Origin of the sequence: Enterococcus alcedinis, from assembly GCF_014635985.1 — a bacterium.
Taxonomy (GTDB): domain Bacteria; phylum Bacillota; class Bacilli; order Lactobacillales; family Enterococcaceae; genus Enterococcus_I; species Enterococcus_I alcedinis.
Genome location: NZ_BMDT01000005.1, coordinates 62,859 through 87,158, shown reverse-complemented (window position 1 = coordinate 87,158; position 24,300 = coordinate 62,859). Strand labels below are relative to the sequence as shown.

Below are 24,300 nucleotides of genomic sequence, written 5' to 3'. Positions count from 1 at the left end.
TTTTTACTGCAATCGGTTGCATAATGAACTTATAAAAGAAAAGGGGGCTTTAAAATGAGACATAAACGAATGAAAAAATGGGGAACTGGACTTTTGGCAGCAGGACTATTACTAACTTTGGCCGCATGTGGAAATGCAGCGGATCAGGGCGGTGACAAAACATCGGGGAGCGGTTCAGAAGCTGAAGCGGTTGAAATCGATATTTTCCAATTTAAAGTTGAGTTTAAAGATCAGTTTGAAGCATTAGCAAAGAAATACGAAGCAGCCAATGAAGGGGTTAAAATCAATATTGAAACGGTTGGTGGTGGTTCGGATTATGGAGCAGCTCTTAAATCAAAATTTTCATCTGGTAATGAACCTGATATTTATAATATAGGTGGACCAGAAGATGTGAACATGTGGTTAGAGAATTTAACCGATTTAAGTGATACAAAAGCTGCAGGTGAGGCATTAGAAGGAACACTAACAGGTGCGACGAAAGATGGTAAAGTATTAGGATTGCCTTATAACATCGAAGGCTATGGCGTTATTTATAATAAAGAAATTTTTGAAAAAGCAGGCATTGATGCATCCACGATTAAAACATTAACGGATTTAGAAAATGCAGCAAAAACATTAGACAGTAAAAAAGAAGAGTTAGGTTTAGATGCGCCATTTGCTTTAGCAGCAAAAGAACTTTGGATTACAGGTCTTCACTCAGGAAACGCCTTTTTGAATGCTGAGTTTGATAATGACGTAATGAAAGCTTTTGACTCAAAAACAGTTGAATTTAAATACAGCGAGCAATTCAAAAAATATATCGACATTAGTAATGATTATTCTGTTCAACCAACGAATAGTTTAGATTATTCACAACAAATTGAGCAACTTTTCTCAAATGGAAAAGTCGCAATGACCCAACAAGGAAACTGGGTTTATCCAACAATTGCCGATGTGAATCCAGAATTAGCTGAAAATATTGGTATCTTACCGATTCCAATTGATGGGGTAACAGAAGGCACGATTCCAGTCGGTGTTCCGATGTATTGGGGTGTGAATCCGAATGGTTCAGAAGCGGAAATTCAAGCTTCAAAAGATTTCCTAGATTACTTATATACGTCAGATGAAGGAAAACAAATTGTTTTAGAAGAATTTAAATTTGTACCGGCTTATAAAGGTTATGATACAGAGAAAATTTCTGATCCTCTTTCAAAAGATGTCTATACCTACTATACAGAAGGAAATACAACTGGTTGGGTCTTCATGGGATATCCAGCAGGTTGGGGAGAGCAAACATTAGGCGCTGAAATCCAAAAATATGTAGCAAAAGAAGCAACATGGGAAGAAGCGATTCAATCTGCAAAAGATAAGTGGGCAGAAGAAAGAGAATAACACCTGCGGAAGTAAGAGAGAGCTTCGGCTTTCTCTTACTTCTATTCATTAGAATAAGTAAGGAGGGATTTGGATGACGCATCAAAAGAAAACATGGTTTTATTTGTTTTCCGCACCAGTAGTTATTGCTTTACTATTAGTCGTAGTGATCCCATTTTTTTATGGAATTTACTATTCATTTACTGATTGGAATGGCGTTTCAAAAGAAACATTCATAGGTATGAGCAATTATGTTAAGTTAATGAAGGATTCAGAATTTTGGACAGCGATTTGGTTTACCGTAAAATTTTCAGCGGTCACAATTATTTTGATTAATTTAATTGGACTGAGTCTTGCACTTTTAGTCACCAATAAATTTAAGGGCGCAAACTTATTACGTACGATTTTCTTTATGCCGAACTTAATTGGTGGCTTAATCTTAGGATTTATTTGGCAATTTATTTTCATCAATGCTTTTTCTGCGTTAAGTGAGATTTTTAATTCTCCAGGATTAAAAACATGGCTGTCGACAACGGAAACAGGGTTCTGGGCAATGGTTATTGTGATGTGTTGGCAAATGTCCGGTTATGTGATGGTCATTTATATCTCCTATTTACAAGGTGTAGATGAATCATTACTTGAAGCCTCTGATTTAGATGGCGCCTCTGATTTTCAAAAATTTTGGTTTGTAAAATTCCCATTGATTATGCCAGGTTTTACGGTTAGTTTATTTATGACATTATCGAATGCATTTAAATTGTACGATCAAAACTTATCTTTAACTAATGGTGGCCCGTATAAATCAACACAAATGGTGGCAATGAATATTTACAATACCGCATTTGTGGAAAATAAAATGGGTTACGCTCAAGGAAAAGCAGTTATATTCTTCTTATGTGTTGCTATTATTTCTTTAACTCAAGTTTACGTTACAAAAAGAAAAGAGGTTGAAGCATAATGAAGCAAGGGTCAAAACAACTAGGAAAAGCATTTATCGGGTTGGGATTAGGCTTAGTTTGGCTAATACCTTTTTACTTAATGCTGACCAACTCTTTTAAGACGAAACAAGAAATTTTTACGAATCCATTAAATATTCCAGAAAATTTCACGTTCGAAAACTATCCAGAAGCTTTTACACAACTTGATTTTCTTAAGACATTAATGAATTCGTTAATTATTACGGTGAGTTCGGTTGTGATTATCATTATTTTTTCAGCAATGGCAGCTTATGCGCTTGAACGAGTAAAATCGAAGTTAAGTATTGTTATCTTTATGGTCTTTGTTGCGGCAATGCTTGTTCCTTTCCAATCGGTCATGATTCCATTAATTACGGTTTTTGGAAAAGCGCAAATGCTCAATCAAATCGGGATTGTCTTTATGTATCTAGGGTTTGGTGGTAGCATGTCGATTTTCTTATATCATGGGGCGATGAAATCGATCCCTCGTGCTTTAGATGAAGCGGCGATTATTGATGGTGCGAGTCGTTGGCATTTATTCTGGAAAGTGATATTCCCGATGTTAAAACCAACAACGGTGACAGTAGCGGTACTAAATACAATGTGGATCTGGAATGACTACTTACTGCCATCACTTGTCATTAATTCACCAACAACGCAAACAATTCCACTTAAAATGTTCTTTTTCTTTGGGCAATATACGAAACAATGGCATTTAGCTTTAGCTGGATTAGTCATCGCAATATTACCTGTTATTATTTTCTATTTCTTCATGCAAAAACAAATCATCAAAGGTGTTTCTGATGGTGCAGTCAAATAAAAAAAGCATTCCTTCAATTTAAATGGTGAAGGGATGCTTTTTCGTTTTCCTCTTTTGTTATTCTGTCATAATTTTTGGTAATCGAATGATCACTTTTGTGCCGACCCCAATTTGGGAGTGATAGGCGATCGAGCCTCGAGTACCATAATAAAGTGCCATTCGTTGTTGAATGTTATAAATCCCATAGTGCTCTCCTTGCTGCGATTTTAATATCGTTGCAATTTGCTCGCTATCCATTCCAGCACCGTTGTCGGAAACTTCAATATAAATGGAATGAGCGGTGGCATAGCCTTTGAGTAGTAAGCGCCCACGTCGTTCATCTTCGATATGATCAATCCCATGAAAAATGGCGTTTTCGACAAAAGGTTGAATCAGCAAATTCATAATTTCGTAAGAATAAATCTGCTCATCAATCTCCGTAACCAAATCGAAGGAATCTCGATGCATCTTTAGCTGGATTTGAGCATAAGCAATCGTTAAATCCAATTCTTGTTTGACACTTAAACGATTTTTCCCATTGTTTAAACTCAAACGATAAAAAGTCGAGAGTAATTGAGCCATCTCGCTAATCTCCTGGTTCCCGATCATGACGGCCTTATTGTTAATGAGTGACAAAGAATTATAGAAAAAATGAGGATTAATTTGCGCTTGTAACGCACGTAATTCATGTTTCTTCTGGTTGATTTCCCCTTGATAGACATCATCAATCAGTGTATGAATCGTTGAGAGCATCTGGTTAAACTCATGATAGAGTTGGCCAATTTCATCTTTTGCTTCGTAAGTCAGTTGGTGCTTTAAGAAATCTTGTTCGTCGATCGTTCCCATCTCTTTTGATAAGGTTTGTAGCGGGGAAACGACGGTTTTATTTAAGCTCCATATCGCCACGAAAACGAGTAGTAAGGAAAGGAGTAACAAGCTCGTTGCGAATAAAATCAGTAATAACGTTCCGTGATACATGGTCGCCAGAGGACGTCTGAATTGCACGACCCAACCATTTGAGAGTGTTTTTTGATAACGATCATCGCCTGGGTATAAAGCCGCTAATAACTTTGGAAATAGTTGATTAGAACGATCGTCTGGTTTTTGCGTACGATAAAACAAATCACGACCATAGCGATCTTGAATACTTAGGGTATAAGATTCTTCAGAAATGGGACTAATATTACCGAATAAAGTATTTGGATCAATATCAAAGACAATGACGTGTTTTTCCTTACTATTTCGTGAAAAAAGTTGGCTGTACAAATACATACGGTCGTTGGGTTTATCGTAAAAATACTCAGTCGAAGTTTTCTTATCGAACGTAAAAAAACGAGTAATGTCATCTTTCTCGATTTTTCGCACAAACTCCCCATGATTGTAAACATCAAGTGTCGTATATAAGGTGATGTTTTGAATGTCTGGTTGTAGGGCAGTGATACTATTAAATAAGGGCACAATCGTATAAATATATAAGTTGTACTGATCGTAGTTTGTCGGGTCTTTTAACGAAAGTTCGCGATCCAATTGATCATTATTTACGAGAAAAGCCAAAGCGTCCTCATAAGAAGAAAGCGTGGCATTGAGTTGCTGATAAGCCGAAAGTAAATTATCTTCATTTTTATTTCTTTCTGTCTGCAGCGTAAAGTATTGAATAATGACTAAACTAAAAATCGTTAATAACAAAAGCGGGAAAATGCCCGCAACAGAGAAAATCAACAATACTTTGTTTTTTAACTGCAAGTTTTGAAAGAAGTATTTCCAGCGCCGAATCATTTTTTCACCTGACGATTCATCTTGCGATAGGCATCCGGAGTCATTTGAAACAGTTCACGGAAATTACGAATAAAGTAGGAGTGACTAGAAAATCCGACTTGATCACTAATTTCACCGACACGTAAGGTGCTATTTTGTAATAAATCTTGTGCTTTTTCCATCCGAATTTGTTTGAGGTATTTACTAATTCCAATACCTTCTTCGCGGATAAATAAATCACTTAAGTACTTAGGAGAAATGTTAATCGTACTAGCAATGGCTTCTAAATTCAGTTCTTGATTATAATAATTTAAAATATATTTTTTTGCTTCTCGCACGTAATCGTTGCCGTCATCATTGATAACTTCTTGTCGATCGGTTAATTTTTGCAATAAATTATCCAGAAAAGGCGCAATGTCAGAGAATTTTTTGACTTGTAACAATTGTTGGAGTTGAACTTGTTTCGTCTCCAAAACAAAATTAGAGGCTTCAAGAATAGTCTTAAATAAATTAGCAAAAAAGAATTTCGTGAGCATCGGTGATTCATAGGCCGCTTGGTGATACAGTTCAAGTAAGGAATCAATCTTTTCTTTCAATAAGAGAAAATCCGATTGACGCAACAAGTCCTTAAGTTCTTTAATGAGCGCTAACTCCTCGATTGGGTTGGCTGTCGGAAGCTGTAAAGCTAAGCTTGGATTGGGCGCTTGTTCATAAAAGCGATGGGTCAGTTGTGTTTCAAGGAGCTGATAGGCGCTAAATAGCTCATCGGGTGATGTTAGTAAATTAGAGCGCTCAATCGTATAATTTCCCGTCGTTTGTAAGGTAAGGTGTTGTTCAACGAGTTGAATTTTTTTAAGCGCAGTCGCTAAATTTTGTGTGAAATAAAATAAAACCACTCGTGAAGAACTCACACGATGATGGAGCAAGCGTTTTGGATCATTGTCTTTGAGAGAATGAATGAGACTCGTGATTTGCTCCGGTTCACTTTCGATTAAAAAGATAAACGTGCTTCGATCAAAAACGTCTTGAGCGATTTTTTGCTCACTTATGTTTAACTGTGCGCAAGAAATTCCATGGAGCAAATTCGTAATCATTTTTTGTTGTTGCAGTTGTTTGATATCGATTAAATGTTGCTGTCTTTCTTTATCAACAGCGACACGTTGAATGAGCAAGTCGATTTGTTCGTTGAATTCTTGTGGATTAATTGGTTTTAATAAGTAGTCAATCGCCTGTAGTGTCAGTGCTTTTTTGACATAATTAAAATCATCGTAACCACTAATAAACAAAATGGGAATCTGAATGCCTTTTTGACGTAAAGCTTCAGCGAATTCAATACCAGACAAAAATGGCATTTTGACATCTGTAATAATGAAATCAAAAGCTTGTTCTGAGCAAAGAGCGAGCGCTTCTTTACCATTGACAGATTCAGTGATTTGAAAGGAAACAGGATGGTTCTTCAATAAAAATTGAAGAAATTCACGTTGATCAACATGGTCATCAACAATTAAAATATGGTACATCAGCAAAACTCCTAATCGACAAATTGTATTGAAATAATCATACCATGTATTTGGCATCGCTTCATCTATAAGTATTGAAAACGCTTTTTAATTAGGAGAAATTAATATAAATTCGGAAAAAGTGCTATTTCTTAAATGCAAGCGGTTGCGTATGATAAAGATAGTTAAAATACATCGAGAAATGGGAGAGAAAAAAGATGGCAAAGTGGAAAAAAACATTGTTTAGCTCATTATTATTCAGCTTACCTTTTGTATTAGCAGCATGTGGTGGAGGCGGAGCAAAAGAAGCGCCAGTTAATGCGGATGGAAATACAATTGTTAAATTAGGGCAGCAAACAGCGCCAAACTCTAAATTACCTAAAGGTGATACATATAGCGATAACGCTTATCGTCGATTAATGAAAAAGGAACTAGGCATTGAATTGGAAAGTGCTTTTGAAGCGCACGGAGATGATTATGGTCGTCAAGTATCACTAGCGATTGCTTCAGGTGAAATTCCAGATATTATGGCAGTTAGTCGAGAAGAGTTAGAAGAACTAGCAGATAACGATTTAATTGCGGATTTATCTGAAGTTTATGAAGAGTTTGCGAGTGACCACATCAAAGAAATTTATAATTCTTTCGATAAGGTTCAATTGGATGCAGCAACGGTTGACGGTCAATTGATGGGAATTCCAGGAACGGCGAATGATTTTGGTCCAAACATGGTTTGGATTCGTCAAGACTGGTTAGACAATTTAAATATTCAACTAGATACGGATAAAAATAATGCGATTACACTAAAAGAACTAGAAGATACAGCCAAAACATTTAAAGAAAAAGATGCGAGTGGCACTGGAAAAACACAAGGATTAGCAATTGCTCACTGGTTAAGCTCTGATAACCATGGAGGATCAGCTTATACAGCGTCAGCTATTTTCAACGTTTTTGATGCTTTCCCTAAAACACATATTAAGGATAGTAACGGAAAACTTGTTTATGGATCAAATACGCCAGAAACAAAAGAAACATTAGTTCAATTAAACAAATGGTTTGAAGAAGGGTTATTAGACCCACAATTTGGAACCCGTACGTACGATGACATTCATGCAATGATGGTTAACGGTGAGTTAGGAATTGTACCAGGACCATGGCATATGTCTGATTGGGGATTGGTTCAAGCGAAAGCTTCAAATCCGGATGCGCAATTTACACCTTTTGCGATTGAAAATGACGAAGGATTTGTTAACGGTGTAAGTAAACCAGGTGTGGGATCATTTATTGTTGTTCGCAAAGATTTTGAAAAACCGGAAGTTGCAGTTCAAATGACGAATTTATTGTTTGACGAAATTCCAAATTCGGAAGACATGGCAACAGAGTTTCCTGAAATTTATGAATACACACAACTTGCAGTTGATGGTTCGGTACGACCAATTAATATTGAATTATTCAAAAACCTAAGTGAAATTGACGATGCTGTGATTGCATCTCAAGCGGCACTAGGCGAAACAAACATGGATGATATTAGCAGTTTCATTGTTAAAAATAATGCTGAAAAAATTAAAGCTTACCTAGACAATCCAGAAGGTGCAGACACGACGGATTGGGCAGTTTATGCGTCACGTTACTTAGCAGTGAATAACGTAATGGGTGGCGTTCGTGAACAAGGTAATTTTAATGAAATTAACCCGATAGCAATTTTTGAAAGCGTCAAAGCAGCTGAACGAAATGGTGCACAAATTGGTAAATTAGAGGAAGGTCAATTTATTAAATTTGTAACGGGAGAAGAATCACTCGATAACTTTGACAAGTATGTAAAAACTTGGGAAGAACAAGGTGGAAAAGCGATTTTAGAGGAAATGCAAACGATAGTAGATGCGGATAAATAATGACAATGAGGTAGAGCATTTGCGTAATAAACAAATGCTCTATTTTTTAACTTAAAAATAAGAAAAAAAGATTATGGTTTAAGATAAGGAGAAAGAGATGAAAGCAAAAAAAGTAAAAAGAGCCTATTTTTCTAGAAATCAATGGTTATTTCTAGCAATGATTATGCCAGGAATATTATTCTTACTTGTTTTTTCATATGCACCAATGTTTGGACTCGTCATGGCTTTCCAAGATTTTGTTCCTGCGAGAGGTTTTCTAGGATCAGATTTTGTAGGATTTGATAATTTTAAGTACTTATTTAATTTACCCGATGTATGGCAAGTAACGTATAATACCGTCTTTATTGCGGTAGGTAAGATTATTTTAAACACGTTATTACCAATTTGTTTTGCAATTTTATTAAACGAAATCCGTGTAAAATGGATGAAAAAATCAATGCAAACGATTGTTTATTTACCACATTTTCTATCTTGGGTTATTTTGGCTTCAGTAGTTGTGAACTTATTTAACTTAGATGGGACAGTGAATCAAATTTTAGAGAATATTGGTTTAAATCCAATTAACTTTTTAGGAGATAATAAAGTTTTCCCGCATCTATTAATTTGGACGGATGTTTGGAAAGGCTTTGGTTATAACTCAATTATTTTCCTAGCAGCGATCACATCGATTGATCCAGGCTCTTATGAAGCGGCAACAATGGATGGTGCAAATTGGTATCAACAAGTTCGCTACATTACGATTCCAGGAATGATGCCATTTATTATTCTGATGACCATTCTGGCGCTACCAGGAATCTTGAATGCTGGTTTTGACCAAGTTTATAACTTATATTCACCGCCAGTTTATGAGAGTGGTGACGTGTTGGACACCTACATTTATCGTATTGGTTTAATTGGTCGAGACTATAGTTTAGGTGCGGCTGTAGGGCTTGTGCGTTCGATTATTGGTTTGATTTTAATCTTAGGTTCAAATAAATTAGCTGAGAAGAAAACCAATCGAGTGATGTTCTAATTATTTAGAGGAGGAAATTTATTATGAAGGAAAAATTTGGTATACGCCAATTTGTCATTTATTTAATTGTTATTTTATTGACACTCTCTTGTTTGATTCCATTATTAAACGTAATTGCACTGTCTTTAAGTAGCTCAGAAGCTGTTGCAGGAAATAATGTGGGACTGATCCCTGTTGACTTTACTTGGGCAGCTTACGAACGAATTATTGAAGATTCTCAATTTTGGCGCTCATTCGGTATTTCCGTTTTCCGTGTTGTGATGTCCTTGATTATCAACTTAATACTAATCGTGACTATGGCTTACCCATTGTCAAAATCCGAAAAAATATTTCACTCACGCAAATTTTTCATGAGTATTATTATTTTCGCAATGTTATTTAGTGGTGGGATGATTCCAACTTATTTAATCGTACGGAATTTAGGACTCCTAAATAATATTTGGTCATTAATTTTACCAAGTGCTGTTCCTATAGGAAGTTTAATTTTAGTTATGAACTTTTTCCGAGGAGTACCAAAATCATTAGAAGAATCAGCTTTACTTGATGGCGCCAATGCATGGGATATTCTAATGAAAATCTATGTGCCAATCTCACTGCCATCTTTAGCAACCGTATCGTTGTTCAGTATTGTTGGAAGCTGGAACGATTTCTTTGGTGGATTAATTTATATGACGCAAGTAAGCAACTATCCATTGATGACTTATATTCAATCACTCTCAGTTAATATTGCAGAGACGCTTCAAAATTCAACAGGACTGTCATCGGAGCAATTACAGAGTTTATTGGCCGTTTCAGATAGAAACTTAAATGCTGCAAAAATCGTCATTGCGATTATTCCATTGTTAGTTATTTATCCGTTTTTACAAAAATATTTTGTGTCTGGAATTGTTGTTGGCGCTGTAAAGGAGTAGGGAAATGGAGACATTCTTTCGTATCGAGGGACCTTTTTATCGAATTATGCTAAAAACTTGGCATCTACTCACGTTAAATCTCTGTATCTTATTAGCTAGCCTGCCCCTATTCACTATTGGGGCAGCGCAAACGGCTGGTTTTGTGGTGGTTAAACGAATGATTGAAGTGGATGAAAGCAAGATTGTTTCAACTTTTATTCGTGCGTTTAAAGAGAATTTTAAAAAAAGTACGTTGCTATGGGGGATCATTGCGGGCATCTTCTACTTTTTATGGCTTGATTGGCAATTTATTCTTGTCATGAATCAATCGATTTTTGTATTGGTTGGTGTTGCGATTGTCAGTATCATGGCGTTGAATCTTTTCCAGTATGGCTTTTTTTATCAAGCAATTTTCAAGGATACCATCAAACAAACCCTAAAAAACACCGTAAAATTACTCATTAAAAAACCGGTTAGTAGTTTATTTTTACTTGTTTTAATGGTTGGACCATACATTTTAATGGGGGTATCAAGCTACTTACTTATTTTTGGTATTTACATCCATCTATTTGTTGGGATTAGTTTTCAACTGTATATTCGTACATTTATTTTACTGAATCTTTTTAAAAGTCAATTAGAGAAAGAGGACACATTGCAATGAATTTAATCGCCGTTAAAGAAAATAGAATACAGCAACTTGAAGAAAAAAGTGTTTTAGATCATCAACTTGGTTTAACGTATACGCCTGAAAAATCAACGTTTAAGCTTTGGGCACCGGATGCCGATCAGGTCATGGTTTATTTATATGAAACGGGCGATAAGAAACAACAAACCGTTTATCAGAAATTAGAAATGACGCAAATCAACAATCTCTGGACGTTAGAAGAGGCCAAAGATTTGAACGGATTTTTTTATACTTATGTGATTCAACGTGGAGAAGAAATTGTGGAAGTTGTCGATCTTTATGCCAAAGCTGTGGGAATAAATGGCGATCGTGCAGCGATTATTGATTTGAGTCAAACCAATCCAAGTGATTGGGGAAACGATCAATTTGTAGGTAAACAATTAAACCAAAGTTATATTTGGGAGATTCACGTAGAGGATTTTAGTGCGTCGACTAGTAGTGGGATTCGTGAAGCATATCTTGGGAAATATCTAGCTTTTACTGAGGAAAATACGACGCTTCATCAAGCCGGGGAAGTGGCGACAGGCTTAGCGTATTTAAAACAGTTAGGCATTAGTCATGTGCATTTATTGCCTGCATTTGATTATGACAATGACGAGCAAGAAGCAGTCTATAACTGGGGCTACAATCCCAAAAACTACAACGTACCTGAAGGGAAATATTCCAGTGACCCAAGCAATCCAGTCACACGGATTAAAGAATTTAAGCAAATGGTACAAGGGTTACACCAAGCGAATATTGGTGTCATTTTAGATGTCGTTTATAACCATACCGCGTTGACCGAAAACTCATGGTTTAATTTGACCATACCTGATTATTATTATCGTCAAGATGCGAATGGTGGTTTTGGGGACGGTTCTGCCTGTGGCAATGAAGTGGCTTCAGAACGTCAAATGATGCGCAAATATATGATTGATTCTATCCTTTATTGGGCCAAAGAGTATCATCTCGATGGTTTTCGTTTTGATTTGATGGGCTTGCATGACGTGGAAACAATGAATCAAATTCGTGAAGCGTTAGATCAAGCGGGCCTTGAGCATGTCTTGATGTACGGCGAGCCGTGGGACGCAGGCACGAATCAGATTAAGGAACCGAATCTACCGGCCAATAAAACCAACGTCAGCGCTTTTCGTGAAGGGATTGCGGTCTTCAACGACAACTTACGCGATAGTGTCAAAGGGGATGTTTTTATTGAAAACGAAGGGGCTTTTGTCCAAGGGATGAATGGTGTGTATCAAAAGAAACAAACGGTCTATAACAAAGAATTACAAGCCGGTATTTTAGGTAATTGTGTGCCAGTCACAGGTGTTGAAGAAGCCGTGATTTGGAGTCAAAATCCGAGTCAAGTGGTGGCATATGTTTCCGCGCATGATAATCTCACGCTGTGGGATAAACTAGTGGCAACAACGGTCGAAGAACCACAAACGGCTGACTATGTACGCAATGAAGCATACGTACAAATGAATCGTCTAGCTGCGACATTGTTATTTACAAGCCAAGGCGGCCTCTTTACCCATGCTGGTGAAGAGTATGGACGAACCAAACTTGGGGATGATAACTCGTACATTTCTAGTTTAGCAATCAATCAAATTGATTGGGAGCGAATGGCTGAATTTTCAGATTTAGTCGATTTTTATCGTGGGTTAAATCAAATTCGAGAACAATTTACACCGCTGACCAGTGGAACAATTGAAGCGGCTCAAAGTTATCAATTTTATCCAGAAATGCCAGAAAATATGGTAGCCTATCAAATAAGGGATGCTAGCCAAACGAGTCAGTGGGAGTCATTGATGGTATTGGTTAATAGTTCGGATGAGACGTATGATTTTGACTTGCAACAAGAATCAACCTGGCACGTTTTAGCAGATAATGAAAGTGCGAGTGAGGTTTCAAAGGGAATACGAACAGGTAAACAAATTCAATTGTCTGCCAAAAGCTTATTGATTTTAGCAAAATAAAAGGAGCGACATCTATGAATACAGCAGCAATTTATCATCGTCCTGAAAGTGAATTTGCGTATCTTTATGATAAAGATACGATGCATATCCGCTTACGTACGGCCAAAGGTGATGTAAAAAAAGTAAACTTATTAAGTGGCGACCCTTATTTAGTCAGTCAAAAGTGGTACCAAGAACCTCAAGCGATGCTTAAAATCCTTTCGACAGACCTTTATGATTATTGGTTTATCGCCGTGACTTCGGATACGAAACGTTTATCGTATGGCTTCACTATAGAAGGTGAAGATGGTTTATCCGCTTTTTATGGTGACCATGGGATTTATCCATTGGAAGAAAAATATTTAGCGATGGCCAATAATTATTTTAGAATGCCGTTTTTCCAAGAAATCGATCGTTTTAAATCACCAGAATGGGTGAAGGAGACGGTGTGGTATCAAATCTTCCCAGAACGTTTTGCCAATGGTGATCCGACCAATGATCCTGAAGGGACGCTTCCTTGGGGCAGTCAAGATCCTGAGCGTCAAGATTTCTTTGGTGGCGATTTACAAGGTGTTCTAGATAATCTCGATTACTTGGAAGATTTAGGAATCAACGGGTTGTATTTCTGTCCGATTTTTGAAGCAGGATCGAACCATAAATACGATACGATTGACTACTTAAAAATCGACCCTGATTTCGGGGACGGAGCGTTATTTAAAAAGCTGGTTGAAGCGTGCCATGCTCGTGGAATTAAAGTCATGTTAGATGCGGTCTTCAATCACATGGGCGATGTGTCGCCACAATGGCAAGATGTGATTAAAAATGGGGAGAATTCTAAATATGCCGACTGGTTTTACGTTCGTGAATTCCCAGTCACATATACGGAAGGCAAAGATTTTGAAAATGCTTCTGAGATTACGTATGATGTGTTTGCCTTTACGCCACATATGCCGAAATTAAATACCGCCAATCCAGAAGTACAAGCATATTTATTAAATATTGCCAAATATTGGATTGAAGAATATGACATTGATGCTTGGCGTTTAGATGTTGCCAATGAAGTCGATCATTTATTTTGGAAGAAATTCCGTCAAGTTTGTGACGAGACGAAAGAAGACTTCTATATTTTAGGTGAGATTTGGCATTCTTCCCAACGTTGGTTGCAAGGTGACGAGTTCCATGCCGTGATGAATTATGCATATACCGATGCGATTCTAGGTTACTTTGTCAAAGAAGAAATCGGATTGGAAAAAATGGTGTCAGAAATTAATAGCCAGTTAATGCTTTATCCGGATCAAACGAATCAAATGCAATTTAACGTGCTAGATTCACATGATACCGCACGTCTGTTGACTGAAACGAAAGAAGACAAGGACTTGATGAAACAAGTCATGGCCTTCACCTACATTCAACCAGGAGTGCCATGTCTGTATTATGGCGATGAAATTGGTATGACCGGTGGAAACGATCCGGATTGCCGTAAGTGTATGGTTTGGGAAGAAGACAAGCAAGATCGTGAGTTGCATCAATTTGTGAAAGAGTTGATTGCGCTTCGTCGAACCAAATCTTCTATCTTATCTGAGGGAACTGTCCAGTGGTTAGAAACGAATAACGTAGATGGACGCATTGTTTTTGAACGACAATTATCGAATCAAAGCATTCAAGGGATTTTCAATACAGGTACAACAACGATAACAAGTGAGATAAGCGGAAAAGTCTTACTTTCAAACGGTGTTCAAGTCACAAATCAGCACAGCGAAATTGCGCCAAAGGGATTTGTGATTACGTCAAAATAAAAAAAAGAAACGGTTGGCAATAAACCAACCGTTTCTTTTTTTGATAACTTGCACGCTGAGAAGAATCTTCCCCAAAATCCTTCTTGCCTCCATTATAGCTACTATTTGCCTTTTTCTCAAATAATAGCTACTTAATCAAGCATTCGGGAGGGAAGTAGCTCAAAGTGAGTCGTTTTTACTTTAGAGATGTAAAAGTCAATTTTTAGCTTCAGGGACTCAAGAAAACCTTTTCAATCAATGGGGAAAATCAAAATTACACGTTTAATAGAGTTTTTCCTAGTAATTTTCAGAGATTATGATAGAATGATGAAAAAATGTTTAGAAATGAAGGAGTTGCTTAAGAATGAGTAAGAGTTATACAATCGCAGTTGCAGGAGCGACAGGAGCCGTTGGAACAAAAATTGTTGAGCTATTAAATGGAGCAAATTTACCAATTAAAGAAGTGAAAGCTTTGGCTTCAAAACGTTCAGTCGGCAAAACAATTCCTTTTAAAGATACGACGATCGTAGTCGAAGAATTAACAGCTGAGGCCTTTACAGGGGTCGATATTGCGATTTTTAGTGCAGGAGGTAGTTTATCTGAAAAATTCGCACCAGAAGCAGTCAAACGTGGCGCTGTCGTAATTGATAATACGAGCCATTACCGTATGGATGAAAACGTGCCGTTAGTTGTACCAGAAGTCAATCCAGAGAGTTTACGTGACCACCAAGGCATTATTGCCAACCCAAATTGTTCGACCATTCAAATGATGGTTGCTCTAGAGCCGATTCGCCAAGCGTTTGGTCTTGAGAAAATTGTCGTATCGACTTATCAAGCCGTTTCTGGTGCAGGTGCACAAGGAATTGCTGAGCTTGAAAACCAAGTCAAGGCTTACAGTGAAGGCACGCCCTTAAAAGAGTTAAAAGCAGAAGTTTTACCTTCAGCTGGCGATAAAAAACATTACCCAATCGCATTTAATGCCTTACCACAAATCGATGTCTTTGGTGAAGATGGGTATACGTTAGAAGAATGGAAAATGATTAACGAAACGAAAAAAATTATGAGTGACGATACGATAAAAGTTGCAGCAACGTGTGTCCGTATCCCAGTTGTCAGTGGACACTCAGAATCGATTTATATTGAAGTCGAAAAAGAAACAAACGTCAAAGCATTACAAGAACTATTAGCGAATGCTCCAGGCGTGGTTTTACAAGATGATCCAAGCCAACAGCTTTATCCACAAGCAATCAATAGTATTGATGATAAAGCAACATTCGTTGGACGAATTCGTCGCGACTTAGATAATCCAAAAGGTTTCCACTTGTGGGTTGTTTCAGATAACTTACTAAAAGGTGCCGCATGGAACTCGATTCAAATCGCCGAAAAAATGCACGCACTAAAATTATTATAAAAGAGGTCATAATAAAAGCGTTTAACGACAAGAGATAAGAGGGTACCAGAAAAAATCGTTTTTTTTTGATTTTTAGCTGGGAGCAACTTATCTCCGCGGTCGTTGCTATTATTATACCGTTTCAAAAAAGAGGTCATAAAAATTTAAACGGTAGTGCGACTTATCAATCGTAAGTTGCGACTATCGTTTTTTCTATGGAATCGTTCGTTATTCCTAACGATTTTTATGCTTTTACAATCGGAATCCGTACTTTTTACGTATTTTCGTGTATAATAAAAGAGATGGGATTTTTTTTGTAAGAGAAAATAAATAACCAATAAAATAAAAAGTGAGAGGTGAACAATTTGAGTTCAATAAAAATTATTCCACTAAGCGGTGTACGCGAGAATGGAAAAAACTTATACATTGCAGAAGTGAATGACGACATCTTTGTACTAGATTGTGGTCTAAGATATCCAGAAAATGAATTGCTTGGAATCGATACTGTGATTCCTGATTTTACGTATTTAGAAGAAAATGCGGATCGTGTCGTTGGAGTTTTCTTAACTCACGGACATGCCGATGCAATCGGCGCGTTACCTTATCTACTTGAAAAATTCGAAGTGCCTGTTTTTGGTACAGAGTTGACGATTGAGCTAGCGAAATTAGCAGTCCAACGCTATGAACCAACGAAAAAATTCAGAGAGTTCCATGTGATTGATACGAAATCAGAAATTGATTTTGGCTCAGGTGTTGTTAGTTTCTTCCCAACAACACACTCCATTCCAGATTCAGTTGGTATTTGTTTAGCGACTCCAGAAGGCAATATTGTTTATACAGGTGATTTCAAATTTGACCAAACAGCAATTCCGATGTATCAAACGGATTATGCTCGTTTGGCAGAGATTGGTCGCCAAGGAGTGTTAGCTTTACTAAGTACGTCAAGCAATGCCGAAAACCCAGAGCCTGTAGCATCGGAATTACAAATTGCCGATGAAGTTTATGATAATATTCGCTACTGGGAAGGTCGAATTATCGCGGCTTGTGTTGCCAGCAACTTACAACGTGTGGAGCAAATTTTAATTGCGGCACATCGTTCAAATCGTAAAGTCGTGCTAACGGGTCAAGATTTCAGTCGCATCATTAAAACAGCGATGAAGTTAGGTAAATTAACCTTACCATCCGATGATTTATTAGTAACATTAAAAGAGATGAAAAACTACCCAGACGAAGAAATTCTAATTTTAGAAACCGGTCGTATGGGCGAGCCAATTAAGTCTTTACAAAAAATGGCAAACGGCACACACCGTACGATTCGTGTCAAAGAAGGCGATCTTGCTTATATCGCGACAACACCAACGCTTGCGATGGAAACAGTCATGGCAAAAACGGAAGATATTATTTACCGTAATGGCGGTATCGTCCGTACGATTTCTGATAATTATCGCGTATCTGGTCATGCTGGTCAGCAAGACTTACAATTATTAATGAATTTAATGAAACCAAAATATTTATTCCCAATTCAAGGTGAATTCCGTTTATTAGCCGCGCATGCGCGCTTAGCTGAAGAAGTGGGGATTCCGAAGAAGAATATCCATATTGCTGCTCGTGGTGATATTTACGAGCTAATTAAAGGTGAGTTGAAACAGGCAAGTTCTGTTCCTGCTGATAATGTAATGGTTGATGGTATCGGTGTTGGTGACATCGGAAATATCGTGTTAAAAGACCGTAAAGTGTTATCAGAAGATGGCGTGTTTGTCGCTGTTGTAACAATTAGTCGTCGTGAAAAACGTATTATTTCAAAACCGCAAATTACAACGCGTGGCTTCGTTTATGTTAAAGCGAATCGTGATCTATTACGTGAAGGTAGCGAAATGGTCGAGCAAATCGTTGAGAAACACCTACAAGATGACGAATTTGAGTGGGCAAAACTGAAACAAGACATTCGTGACCAGTTAAGCCGCTTCTTATTTGACCATACAAAACGCCGTCCAGTTATTTTGCCAGTTATCATGGAAGGTAGCCAAAGAAACCGCCGTCGTTCATAAGACTGATATTGTCTGGAAATATGAAGAGTGTTACAATGGGTCCGAAATCAAAATAAAAGGAGTCGTCAAAAGATGAACATTATTCGTGTAAAAGATGCCGCTGAAGGCGGAAAAAAAGCATTTGAATTAATTCAAGAAGGATTAAATGCAGGAGCAAAAGTTTTTGGTTTAGCAACAGGTAGCACACCAGAAACATTATACAAAGAAATGGTTGCAAGTGACCTAGACTTTACAGAATGTACTTCAGTAAACTTAGACGAGTACGTTGGTTTAAGTGGCGATGATGATCAAAGCTACCGTTACTTCATGAACAAACATTTATTTGACCAAAAACCATTTAAAGCAACGTTTGTACCAGATGGTAAAGCAGCAGATCTAGATGCTGAGTGTGCAAGCTATGAAGAAATCATTGCAAACAATCCAATCGATATTCAAATTTTAGGAATTGGTGAAAATGCGCATATTGGTTTTAACGAACCAGGAACGCCATTTGATGCACCAACTCAAGTCGTTCAATTAACTGAATCAACAATCAATGCGAACAAACGCAATTTTGAAAAAGTAGAAGACGTACCAACAACTGCGATTTCAATGGGAATTGGTTCAATCATGAAAGGGAAGAAAATTATCTTAATGGCCTTCGGTGAAGCAAAAGCAGAAGCAATTGCGAACACAATCAATGGACCAGTGACAATTGACGTTCCTTCAAGTATTTTACAAAACCATGCAGATGTGACAATCATCGTTGACGAAGCAGCTGCAAGCAAATTATAAAATAATTGATCTTTAAGCGACATTATGAAGATAAATTAAAACGAGAGCCACGACGGCGTGTGTACTTTTAACCGAGGTGCACTAAAGTCAGAAAAGGAAGAGATGAAAATCTCTTCCTTTTTCATTTGCCTATGCTGAGAGATAGAAAAAAGCAGAGCGATTACCCACTCTGCTTTTGAAATGAATCGATGGAATTGTTTTATTGAAAGAGACCTAACATAACGAGATCGTATGTTAGGTGAATAATTAGTGGCATAATGATAGAGTTTGATTTTAGCCCACTTAAGTTAAAGGCGATGCGGGCACTACCTTGAATCAATAGAATGTGTATTAACGTGGTAAATGGATTGCCATTAAAATAAGTTGAGTAGTGGAGTAGACCAAAAATGACACTACTAAGAATGATGCCGAACAGTTCGGCTGATTTTTGGTTACCGGTTTTTTTATAAACGAGATTAGCGACAACGAGTAGAATATAAAAACTAATGAGTTCTTCACCAAGAAGCATGAAAGGGATTTTAGCGATAAGTGAGAACAGATGTCCAGATGTTGGATTAGCGGTTAAATTGAGTTTAAGAATAAATTGTAAAAAAATACTTGCAGAAATCCCTAAAACGGCTGTTAAAATGAAATATTTAAAAAAGTTTTTGATATTACCTTTGGGATCACTTGGTTTACTAAACAGGTCTTTAATGCCTGGAAGACCAAAAGCGATAAAGAAAGCAATGAAACCTGTAATCATCAAACTGTAAGGTGCTAAAAGATTAAGGATTGGGGTGATTTCATTTGTGGCTACATAAAAACCGAGAGCTAAAATCAATGCACCAATGATTGCCGGGACAATCGTTACCTCGTATTTGCTAATCAACTTTTTCATTAAAAAAACCTCCACTCTTTTTTTGTACGGTTTATTATTATCCTTTTATTTTAACTTGTCAATTATTATCCTTTGTTTTATGAAAAATTTCACAAAAGTTTTCAACGAGCACCTATATTAGAAAGGGAATGAAAAGCATCATCAAAATATCATCGGATAATTTTTGGGTTAAAAACTTGATAAATCAGGGAAATAGTCGGAAGAACCATGAGTAGTATGAAATGAAAGAGAAATTATAATGAAAAACTTTATGGCAAAAAAATGAAAATATGGTAAGATGGATGAGATAGATTTTCATAGGAGGATGTTCAATGAGCTTTAAGGAATTAAGTAAAAAAATTGATGTGGACCGTGTAAAATCCATTTCAAAATTAAGTGAAGAAGAAATGGCATATAAAGCGAAGCGCGATGCCGAATTAAAAGCGATTATCGAAGGGAACGACCAACGATTCCTTTTAGTCATGGGGCCTTGTTCAGCAGATGATCCAGAGGCGGTATTCGAATATGCGAAACGATTAGCCAAGCTACAAGAAGAAGTCAAAGAGACCGTCTTTATCGTGATGCGCGTGTATACAAATAAGCCACGTACAAATGGCGATGGCTACAAAGGCATGATGCACCAACAAGATGCCTCACCAACGGGCGAAATTAACCTTGTTCGTGGGATGGTTGCCGTTCGTAAAATGCACAAACGTGTCTTAGCTGAAACGGGACTAACAACAGCAGATGAAATGCTTTACCCAGATAACTTACAATTTGTCGATGACTTAGTGAGCTACCATGCAGTTGGTGCGCGCTCTGTTGAGAACCAACAACACCGGTTTGTCGCAAGTGGCATCGATCATCCAACAGGATTAAAAAATCCAACAAGTGGTAATATCAATGTGATGTTTAACGCGATTTATGCAGCACAACAAAAACAAGAATTAATGTACAACGGCGTCGAAGTTGAGACGAGCTCGAATCCGTTAGCGCACGTTATTTTAAGAGGCGCTTTAACCGAAGCAGGCGAAGCGGTTCCGAACTACCATTACGAAGATTTAGTCAAAGTAATGAACGCCTACAAAAAAACTCAATTGAAAAACCCATTTATTATGGTTGATACGAACCATGATAACTCAGGGAAACAATACAACGATCAAGTCCGGATTGTTCAAGAAGTATTAACGAATCGTTCATGGAATGAAGAGTTAAAACAATACGTTCGTGGCTTTATGATTGAAAGCTATCTAGAAGATGGACGCCAAGAACCTGGCGGAGATGTTTTCGGACAATCAATCACAGACCCATGCCTAGGCTGGGATAAAACAGAAGAACTTGTACGTTACATCGCAGAGAATATCTAGAAAGAAAACCAAAAAGTTGAACCTCAAACTTTTTGGTTTTTTTTGAATATTTTTAACTACAATTCCTTGACAACGATTCAAAATCTGCTAGAATTACGAGTTGTTAACATATTTTATTTCATGTGACTAGATCGTACTAGGCATGGAAAACCTAAAACGAGGGGATAGTCTACCCATTTTTAGGTTTTCCATGCCTGGTTTTTTGTTGGCCGCAAAGTAAGAATCAGTCAGATGAGATTGAACTTTCTCGAGAAAGGAATCAATAAAATAAATGAAAATAAAAAAAATACTCAATCAAAATGCCGTCTTAGTTGAAGAAAACGGAGAAGAAAAAGTGGCAATTGGTAAGGGAATTGGATTTAATAAAAAACGAAATGATATTTTACTACAACATGAAATTGAACGTATTTTTGTCTTGGAAGCAGAAGGACAAATGAAGCTTCAATCATTGCTAAATCAAATAGATGAAAAGTATTTGTTTGCTGCGGAAAAAATTATTGATCATGCAGAAAATATTTTGATGGAAACATTAAATGAACACGTGCTAATCGCCTTAACGGATCATTTAGCTTTTGCCGCGGAAAACTTAAAGAATGGCATTATTATCCGTAATAAATTATTACCGGAAATCGAAGTGCTTTATCCAGAGGAGTTCCAAGTTGCACAATGGGCTGTCGGTTATTTAGTTCAAACGCTAGATGTCCCTTACACATACGATGAAGCAGGTTACATTGCCATTCATCTACACAGTGCGCGAGCAGGTGAAAGAAGCAAGCATCAAAGCATTCGTGAAGTGACGATTGTTTCTGAGATTGTCCGCTTGATTGAACAAGAATTAGCAATTGATTTACGCGCTAAAACGATGGCGCTAAATTATACCCGCTTAGTCAATCACTTGCGTTTACTTTTACAACGTTATCATAACCAACAATATGCAACGCTAGACGATGAAATTGTTCAAATGGTGAAGATGAAATATCCTGCTAGTTTTGAAATTGCGAAAAAAATTCGTGTCTTATTACTAAAAACCTACCAATTATCCACGACTTCTGAAGAATTAGGCTATTTAGCCATTCATATTGAACGTTTACGCCTAGCCGGTCAAGAACGATAGAGTCAAAAAGAGTCGGAGGAATTATAAATGAAAGCATATATGCAACGCATGGGTCGCTCATTAATGCTACCTGTTGCCACATTACCTGTCGCAGCCCTATTCATGGGAATCGGTTATTGGATCGATCCAAGTGGTTGGGGTGGCAATAACATTTTAGCTGCCTTTTTAATCAAAGCAGGTGGAACCATTCTAGATAATCTAGGGGTATTATTCGCTGTTGGTTTAGCTTTAGGTATGTCAAAAGATAAAGATGGATCGGCTGCATTAGCCGGATTAATCGCCTTTTTAACGCCAATGACTTTGGTTAGTACAGAGGCAGTAAAACTGTTTACTGGATTAGAAACAGTCAATGTCGCTTTTGATGCGATTAACTTTAAAAACGTCTTTGTTGGTATTTTAGCCGGTTTAGTTGCAGCAGCAATGTATAACCGTTTTTCAAATGTGAAATTACCAATGGCGCTTTCTTTCTTTAGTGGAAAGCGTGCCGTTCCAATCGTTACAGCCGCTGCGATGTCAGCTATATCAGCCATTTTAATTTTCACGTGGCCACCTGTTTATTCAGGACTTGTAAGCTTCGGTGAAATGATTTCAGGCTTAGGTCCAATCGGAGCCGGTCTTTACGGCTTCTTTAACCGTTTATTAATCCCAACTGGGTTACACCATGCGTTAAACAACGTCTTCTGGTTTAACTTAGCGGGTATTGATGATATCGGTAAATTCTGGGCATCTGAAGGTGTTAAAGGCGTAACTGGTATGTATCAAGCTGGTTTCTTCCCAGTGATGATGTTTGGTTTACCAGCTGGAGCCTTTGCGATTTATCGCACAGCACGTCCAGAACGTAAAAAAGAAATTGCTTCGCTAATGTTAGCGGCTGGTTTTGCATCATTCTTTACCGGTGTGACAGAGCCGTTAGAATTCTCATTCATGTTTGTTGCATGGCCGTTATACGTGGTTCACGCAGTATTAACAGGAATTTCATTATTTGTTGCAGCCTTCTTCCAATGGACAGCCGGCTTCAACTTTAGTGCTGGTTTCGTCGATTTCTTCTTAAGTTTACGTGTGCCAATCGCGAACAAACCTTACATGTTACTAGTAATGGGTCTAGTGATGGCAGTCGTTTACTACTTTACCTTCATGTTTGTTATCAAAAAATTCAATTTAATGACACCAGGGCGTGAAGTATCAGTTGAAACAGATGAAAACGAAGCCGTAGCAGAAGGTTCAAACAAGTTTGCTGTAATGGCTAGCCGTATTTATGACGCTTTAGGTGGCGCAGAAAACGTGGTAACCGTTGATAACTGTACAACACGTCTTCGTTTACAAGTCAAAGATACCGGTATTGTTAACCAAGATAAAATCAAAGCAACCGGTGTTCCAGGACTAAAAGTTATCAACAAAGAAAACATCCAAGTCGTTGTTGGAACGGAAGTTCAATTCGTAGCCGATGAAATGAACCGTCTACAAGGACAACCTGTTCAAAGCAAACCAGTCGCACCTGTGGTCAAAGAAGCGCCAAAAGCCGAAGTTGCGGTTGCAAAAGAACAAGAAATCTATGCAGTCGGTGAAGGACAATTAATCCCAATCGATGAAGTAGCCGATGAAGTATTCTCACAAAAAATGATGGGTGACGGCTTTGCTGTGATTCCAACAGAAGGTAAAATCTTTGCACCTGTTTCAGGAACAATCCTAAATATTTTCCCAACAAAACACGCACTAGGCATTCAAACAGCAAGTGGTGTTGAAGTGTTATTACACATGGGAATTGATACAGTTAGCTTAAAAGGTGAGCCATTCACATTATTTGTAGAAGAAGGACAAGAAATTCGTCAAGGACAATTGATTGCAGACGTTGATTTAAAAGCAATCACAGATGCTGGACGCAAGATCGATATGATTGTTGTCTTCACAAATCCTGATGCAATCGAAAGCCTAGACATCCAACCAGGAGCAGTCAAAGCCAACCAAGTATCAGGAACTTTAAAAGCAAAATAATTTATCCTATTAAGTGTTGAGAGAAAATCGCTATGAGATTTTCTCTCAGCACTTTTTTTATTCGAATCCCAGATCGTAATCAAGCGAACGAATCCTCTTTTATTTTCGTCTAAAACAATGTCAATTATTTGTTTCTTTCTCAGAATCTGTTACAATATAGCTGTTAAGCTGTACCTGTATTTTGTAATTAAAAAGGATAGAAACAATGCTGT

The 24,300-nt window shown here is 37.5% G+C and carries 18 protein-coding genes; 15 read left to right on the top strand and 3 right to left on the bottom strand.

Features of this window, described 5'->3' with window-relative positions; all coding sequences use genetic code 11:
* Window positions 1-54: 54 nt before the first annotated feature.
* The 3 genes from IEV09_RS06880 (at window position 55) to IEV09_RS06870 (ending at window position 3,126) form a co-directional block, all read left to right on the top strand.
* Window positions 55-1,371, top strand: coding sequence for an ABC transporter substrate-binding protein (locus IEV09_RS06880; RefSeq protein ID WP_209651426.1), 1,317 nt, complete (start codon window positions 55-57; stop codon window positions 1,369-1,371).
* 73 nt (window positions 1,372-1,444) lie between these two features.
* Window positions 1,445-2,308 (top strand): carbohydrate ABC transporter permease, encoded by an 864-nt coding sequence (locus tag IEV09_RS06875; RefSeq protein ID WP_188367547.1) that lies wholly within the window; start codon window positions 1,445-1,447, stop codon window positions 2,306-2,308.
* Window positions 2,308-3,126 (top strand): carbohydrate ABC transporter permease, encoded by an 819-nt coding sequence (locus tag IEV09_RS06870; protein WP_188367546.1) that lies wholly within the window; start codon window positions 2,308-2,310, stop codon window positions 3,124-3,126. Before IEV09_RS06875 ends, IEV09_RS06870 begins: the two co-directional genes overlap by 1 nt.
* A 57-nt stretch (window positions 3,127-3,183) precedes the next feature.
* On the opposite strand, the gene IEV09_RS06865 is transcribed toward IEV09_RS06870, so the two are convergent.
* Window positions 3,184-4,881 (bottom strand): sensor histidine kinase, encoded by a 1,698-nt coding sequence (locus IEV09_RS06865; protein WP_188367545.1) that lies wholly within the window; start codon window positions 4,879-4,881, stop codon window positions 3,184-3,186.
* Window positions 4,878-6,380, bottom strand: a complete 1,503-nt coding sequence (locus IEV09_RS06860) for a response regulator (protein WP_188367544.1) — start codon at window positions 6,378-6,380, stop codon at window positions 4,878-4,880. The genes IEV09_RS06865 and IEV09_RS06860 overlap by 4 nt, the downstream gene beginning before the upstream one ends.
* A 197-nt stretch (window positions 6,381-6,577) precedes the next feature.
* Between IEV09_RS06860 and IEV09_RS06855 the strand changes: the two genes are divergently transcribed.
* The 9 genes from IEV09_RS06855 to IEV09_RS06815 all read left to right on the top strand — a co-directional run bounded on the left by IEV09_RS06855 (window position 6,578) and on the right by IEV09_RS06815 (window position 18,759).
* Window positions 6,578-8,248, top strand: a complete 1,671-nt coding sequence (locus IEV09_RS06855) for a type 2 periplasmic-binding domain-containing protein (RefSeq protein WP_188367543.1) — start codon at window positions 6,578-6,580, stop codon at window positions 8,246-8,248.
* A gap of 97 nt (window positions 8,249-8,345) precedes the next feature.
* Entirely contained in the window at window positions 8,346-9,260 is a 915-nt protein-coding gene (locus IEV09_RS06850) for an ABC transporter permease (RefSeq protein WP_188367542.1), read from the top strand.
* Between the two features lie 23 nt (window positions 9,261-9,283).
* A complete protein-coding gene (locus IEV09_RS06845) occupies window positions 9,284-10,171 on the top strand; it encodes a carbohydrate ABC transporter permease (RefSeq protein ID WP_188367541.1) in 888 nt (295 codons plus the stop codon).
* A gap of 4 nt (window positions 10,172-10,175) precedes the next feature.
* Window positions 10,176-10,811 carry a DUF624 domain-containing protein gene (locus tag IEV09_RS06840; RefSeq protein ID WP_188367540.1) on the top strand — a complete coding sequence of 212 codons (636 nt, stop codon included), beginning with the start codon at window positions 10,176-10,178 and terminating at the stop codon, window positions 10,809-10,811.
* Window positions 10,808-12,793 (top strand): type I pullulanase, encoded by a 1,986-nt coding sequence (gene pulA / locus IEV09_RS06835; protein WP_188367539.1) that lies wholly within the window; start codon window positions 10,808-10,810, stop codon window positions 12,791-12,793. The genes IEV09_RS06840 and pulA overlap by 4 nt, the downstream gene beginning before the upstream one ends.
* A gap of 14 nt (window positions 12,794-12,807) precedes the next feature.
* Entirely contained in the window at window positions 12,808-14,568 is a 1,761-nt protein-coding gene (locus IEV09_RS06830) for a glycoside hydrolase family 13 protein (RefSeq protein ID WP_188367538.1), read from the top strand.
* Window positions 14,569-14,911: 343 nt separating this feature from the next.
* Window positions 14,912-15,958, top strand: coding sequence for an aspartate-semialdehyde dehydrogenase (locus IEV09_RS06825; RefSeq protein ID WP_188367537.1), 1,047 nt, complete (start codon window positions 14,912-14,914; stop codon window positions 15,956-15,958).
* 344 nt (window positions 15,959-16,302) lie between these two features.
* Window positions 16,303-17,985, top strand: coding sequence for a ribonuclease J (locus IEV09_RS06820; RefSeq protein ID WP_188367536.1), 1,683 nt, complete (start codon window positions 16,303-16,305; stop codon window positions 17,983-17,985).
* Between the two features lie 72 nt (window positions 17,986-18,057).
* Window positions 18,058-18,759 (top strand): glucosamine-6-phosphate deaminase, encoded by a 702-nt coding sequence (locus IEV09_RS06815; RefSeq protein WP_188367535.1) that lies wholly within the window; start codon window positions 18,058-18,060, stop codon window positions 18,757-18,759.
* 199 nt (window positions 18,760-18,958) lie between these two features.
* Here the strand turns inward: IEV09_RS06815 and IEV09_RS06810 are convergent, their stop codons facing one another.
* Window positions 18,959-19,636 (bottom strand): CPBP family glutamic-type intramembrane protease, encoded by a 678-nt coding sequence (locus IEV09_RS06810; RefSeq protein WP_188367534.1) that lies wholly within the window; start codon window positions 19,634-19,636, stop codon window positions 18,959-18,961.
* A gap of 311 nt (window positions 19,637-19,947) precedes the next feature.
* Between IEV09_RS06810 and IEV09_RS06805 the strand changes: the two genes are divergently transcribed.
* From IEV09_RS06805 to nagE, 3 genes are all read left to right on the top strand, one after another.
* Entirely contained in the window at window positions 19,948-20,982 is a 1,035-nt protein-coding gene (locus IEV09_RS06805; protein WP_188367533.1) for a 3-deoxy-7-phosphoheptulonate synthase, read from the top strand.
* 271 nt (window positions 20,983-21,253) lie between these two features.
* Entirely contained in the window at window positions 21,254-22,096 is an 843-nt protein-coding gene (locus IEV09_RS06800) for a PRD domain-containing protein (RefSeq protein ID WP_188367532.1), read from the top strand.
* Window positions 22,097-22,123: 27 nt separating this feature from the next.
* Window positions 22,124-24,088 carry an N-acetylglucosamine-specific PTS transporter subunit IIBC gene (gene nagE, locus IEV09_RS06795; RefSeq protein WP_188367531.1) on the top strand — a complete coding sequence of 655 codons (1,965 nt, stop codon included), beginning with the start codon at window positions 22,124-22,126 and terminating at the stop codon, window positions 24,086-24,088.
* Window positions 24,089-24,300 lie beyond the last annotated feature (212 nt).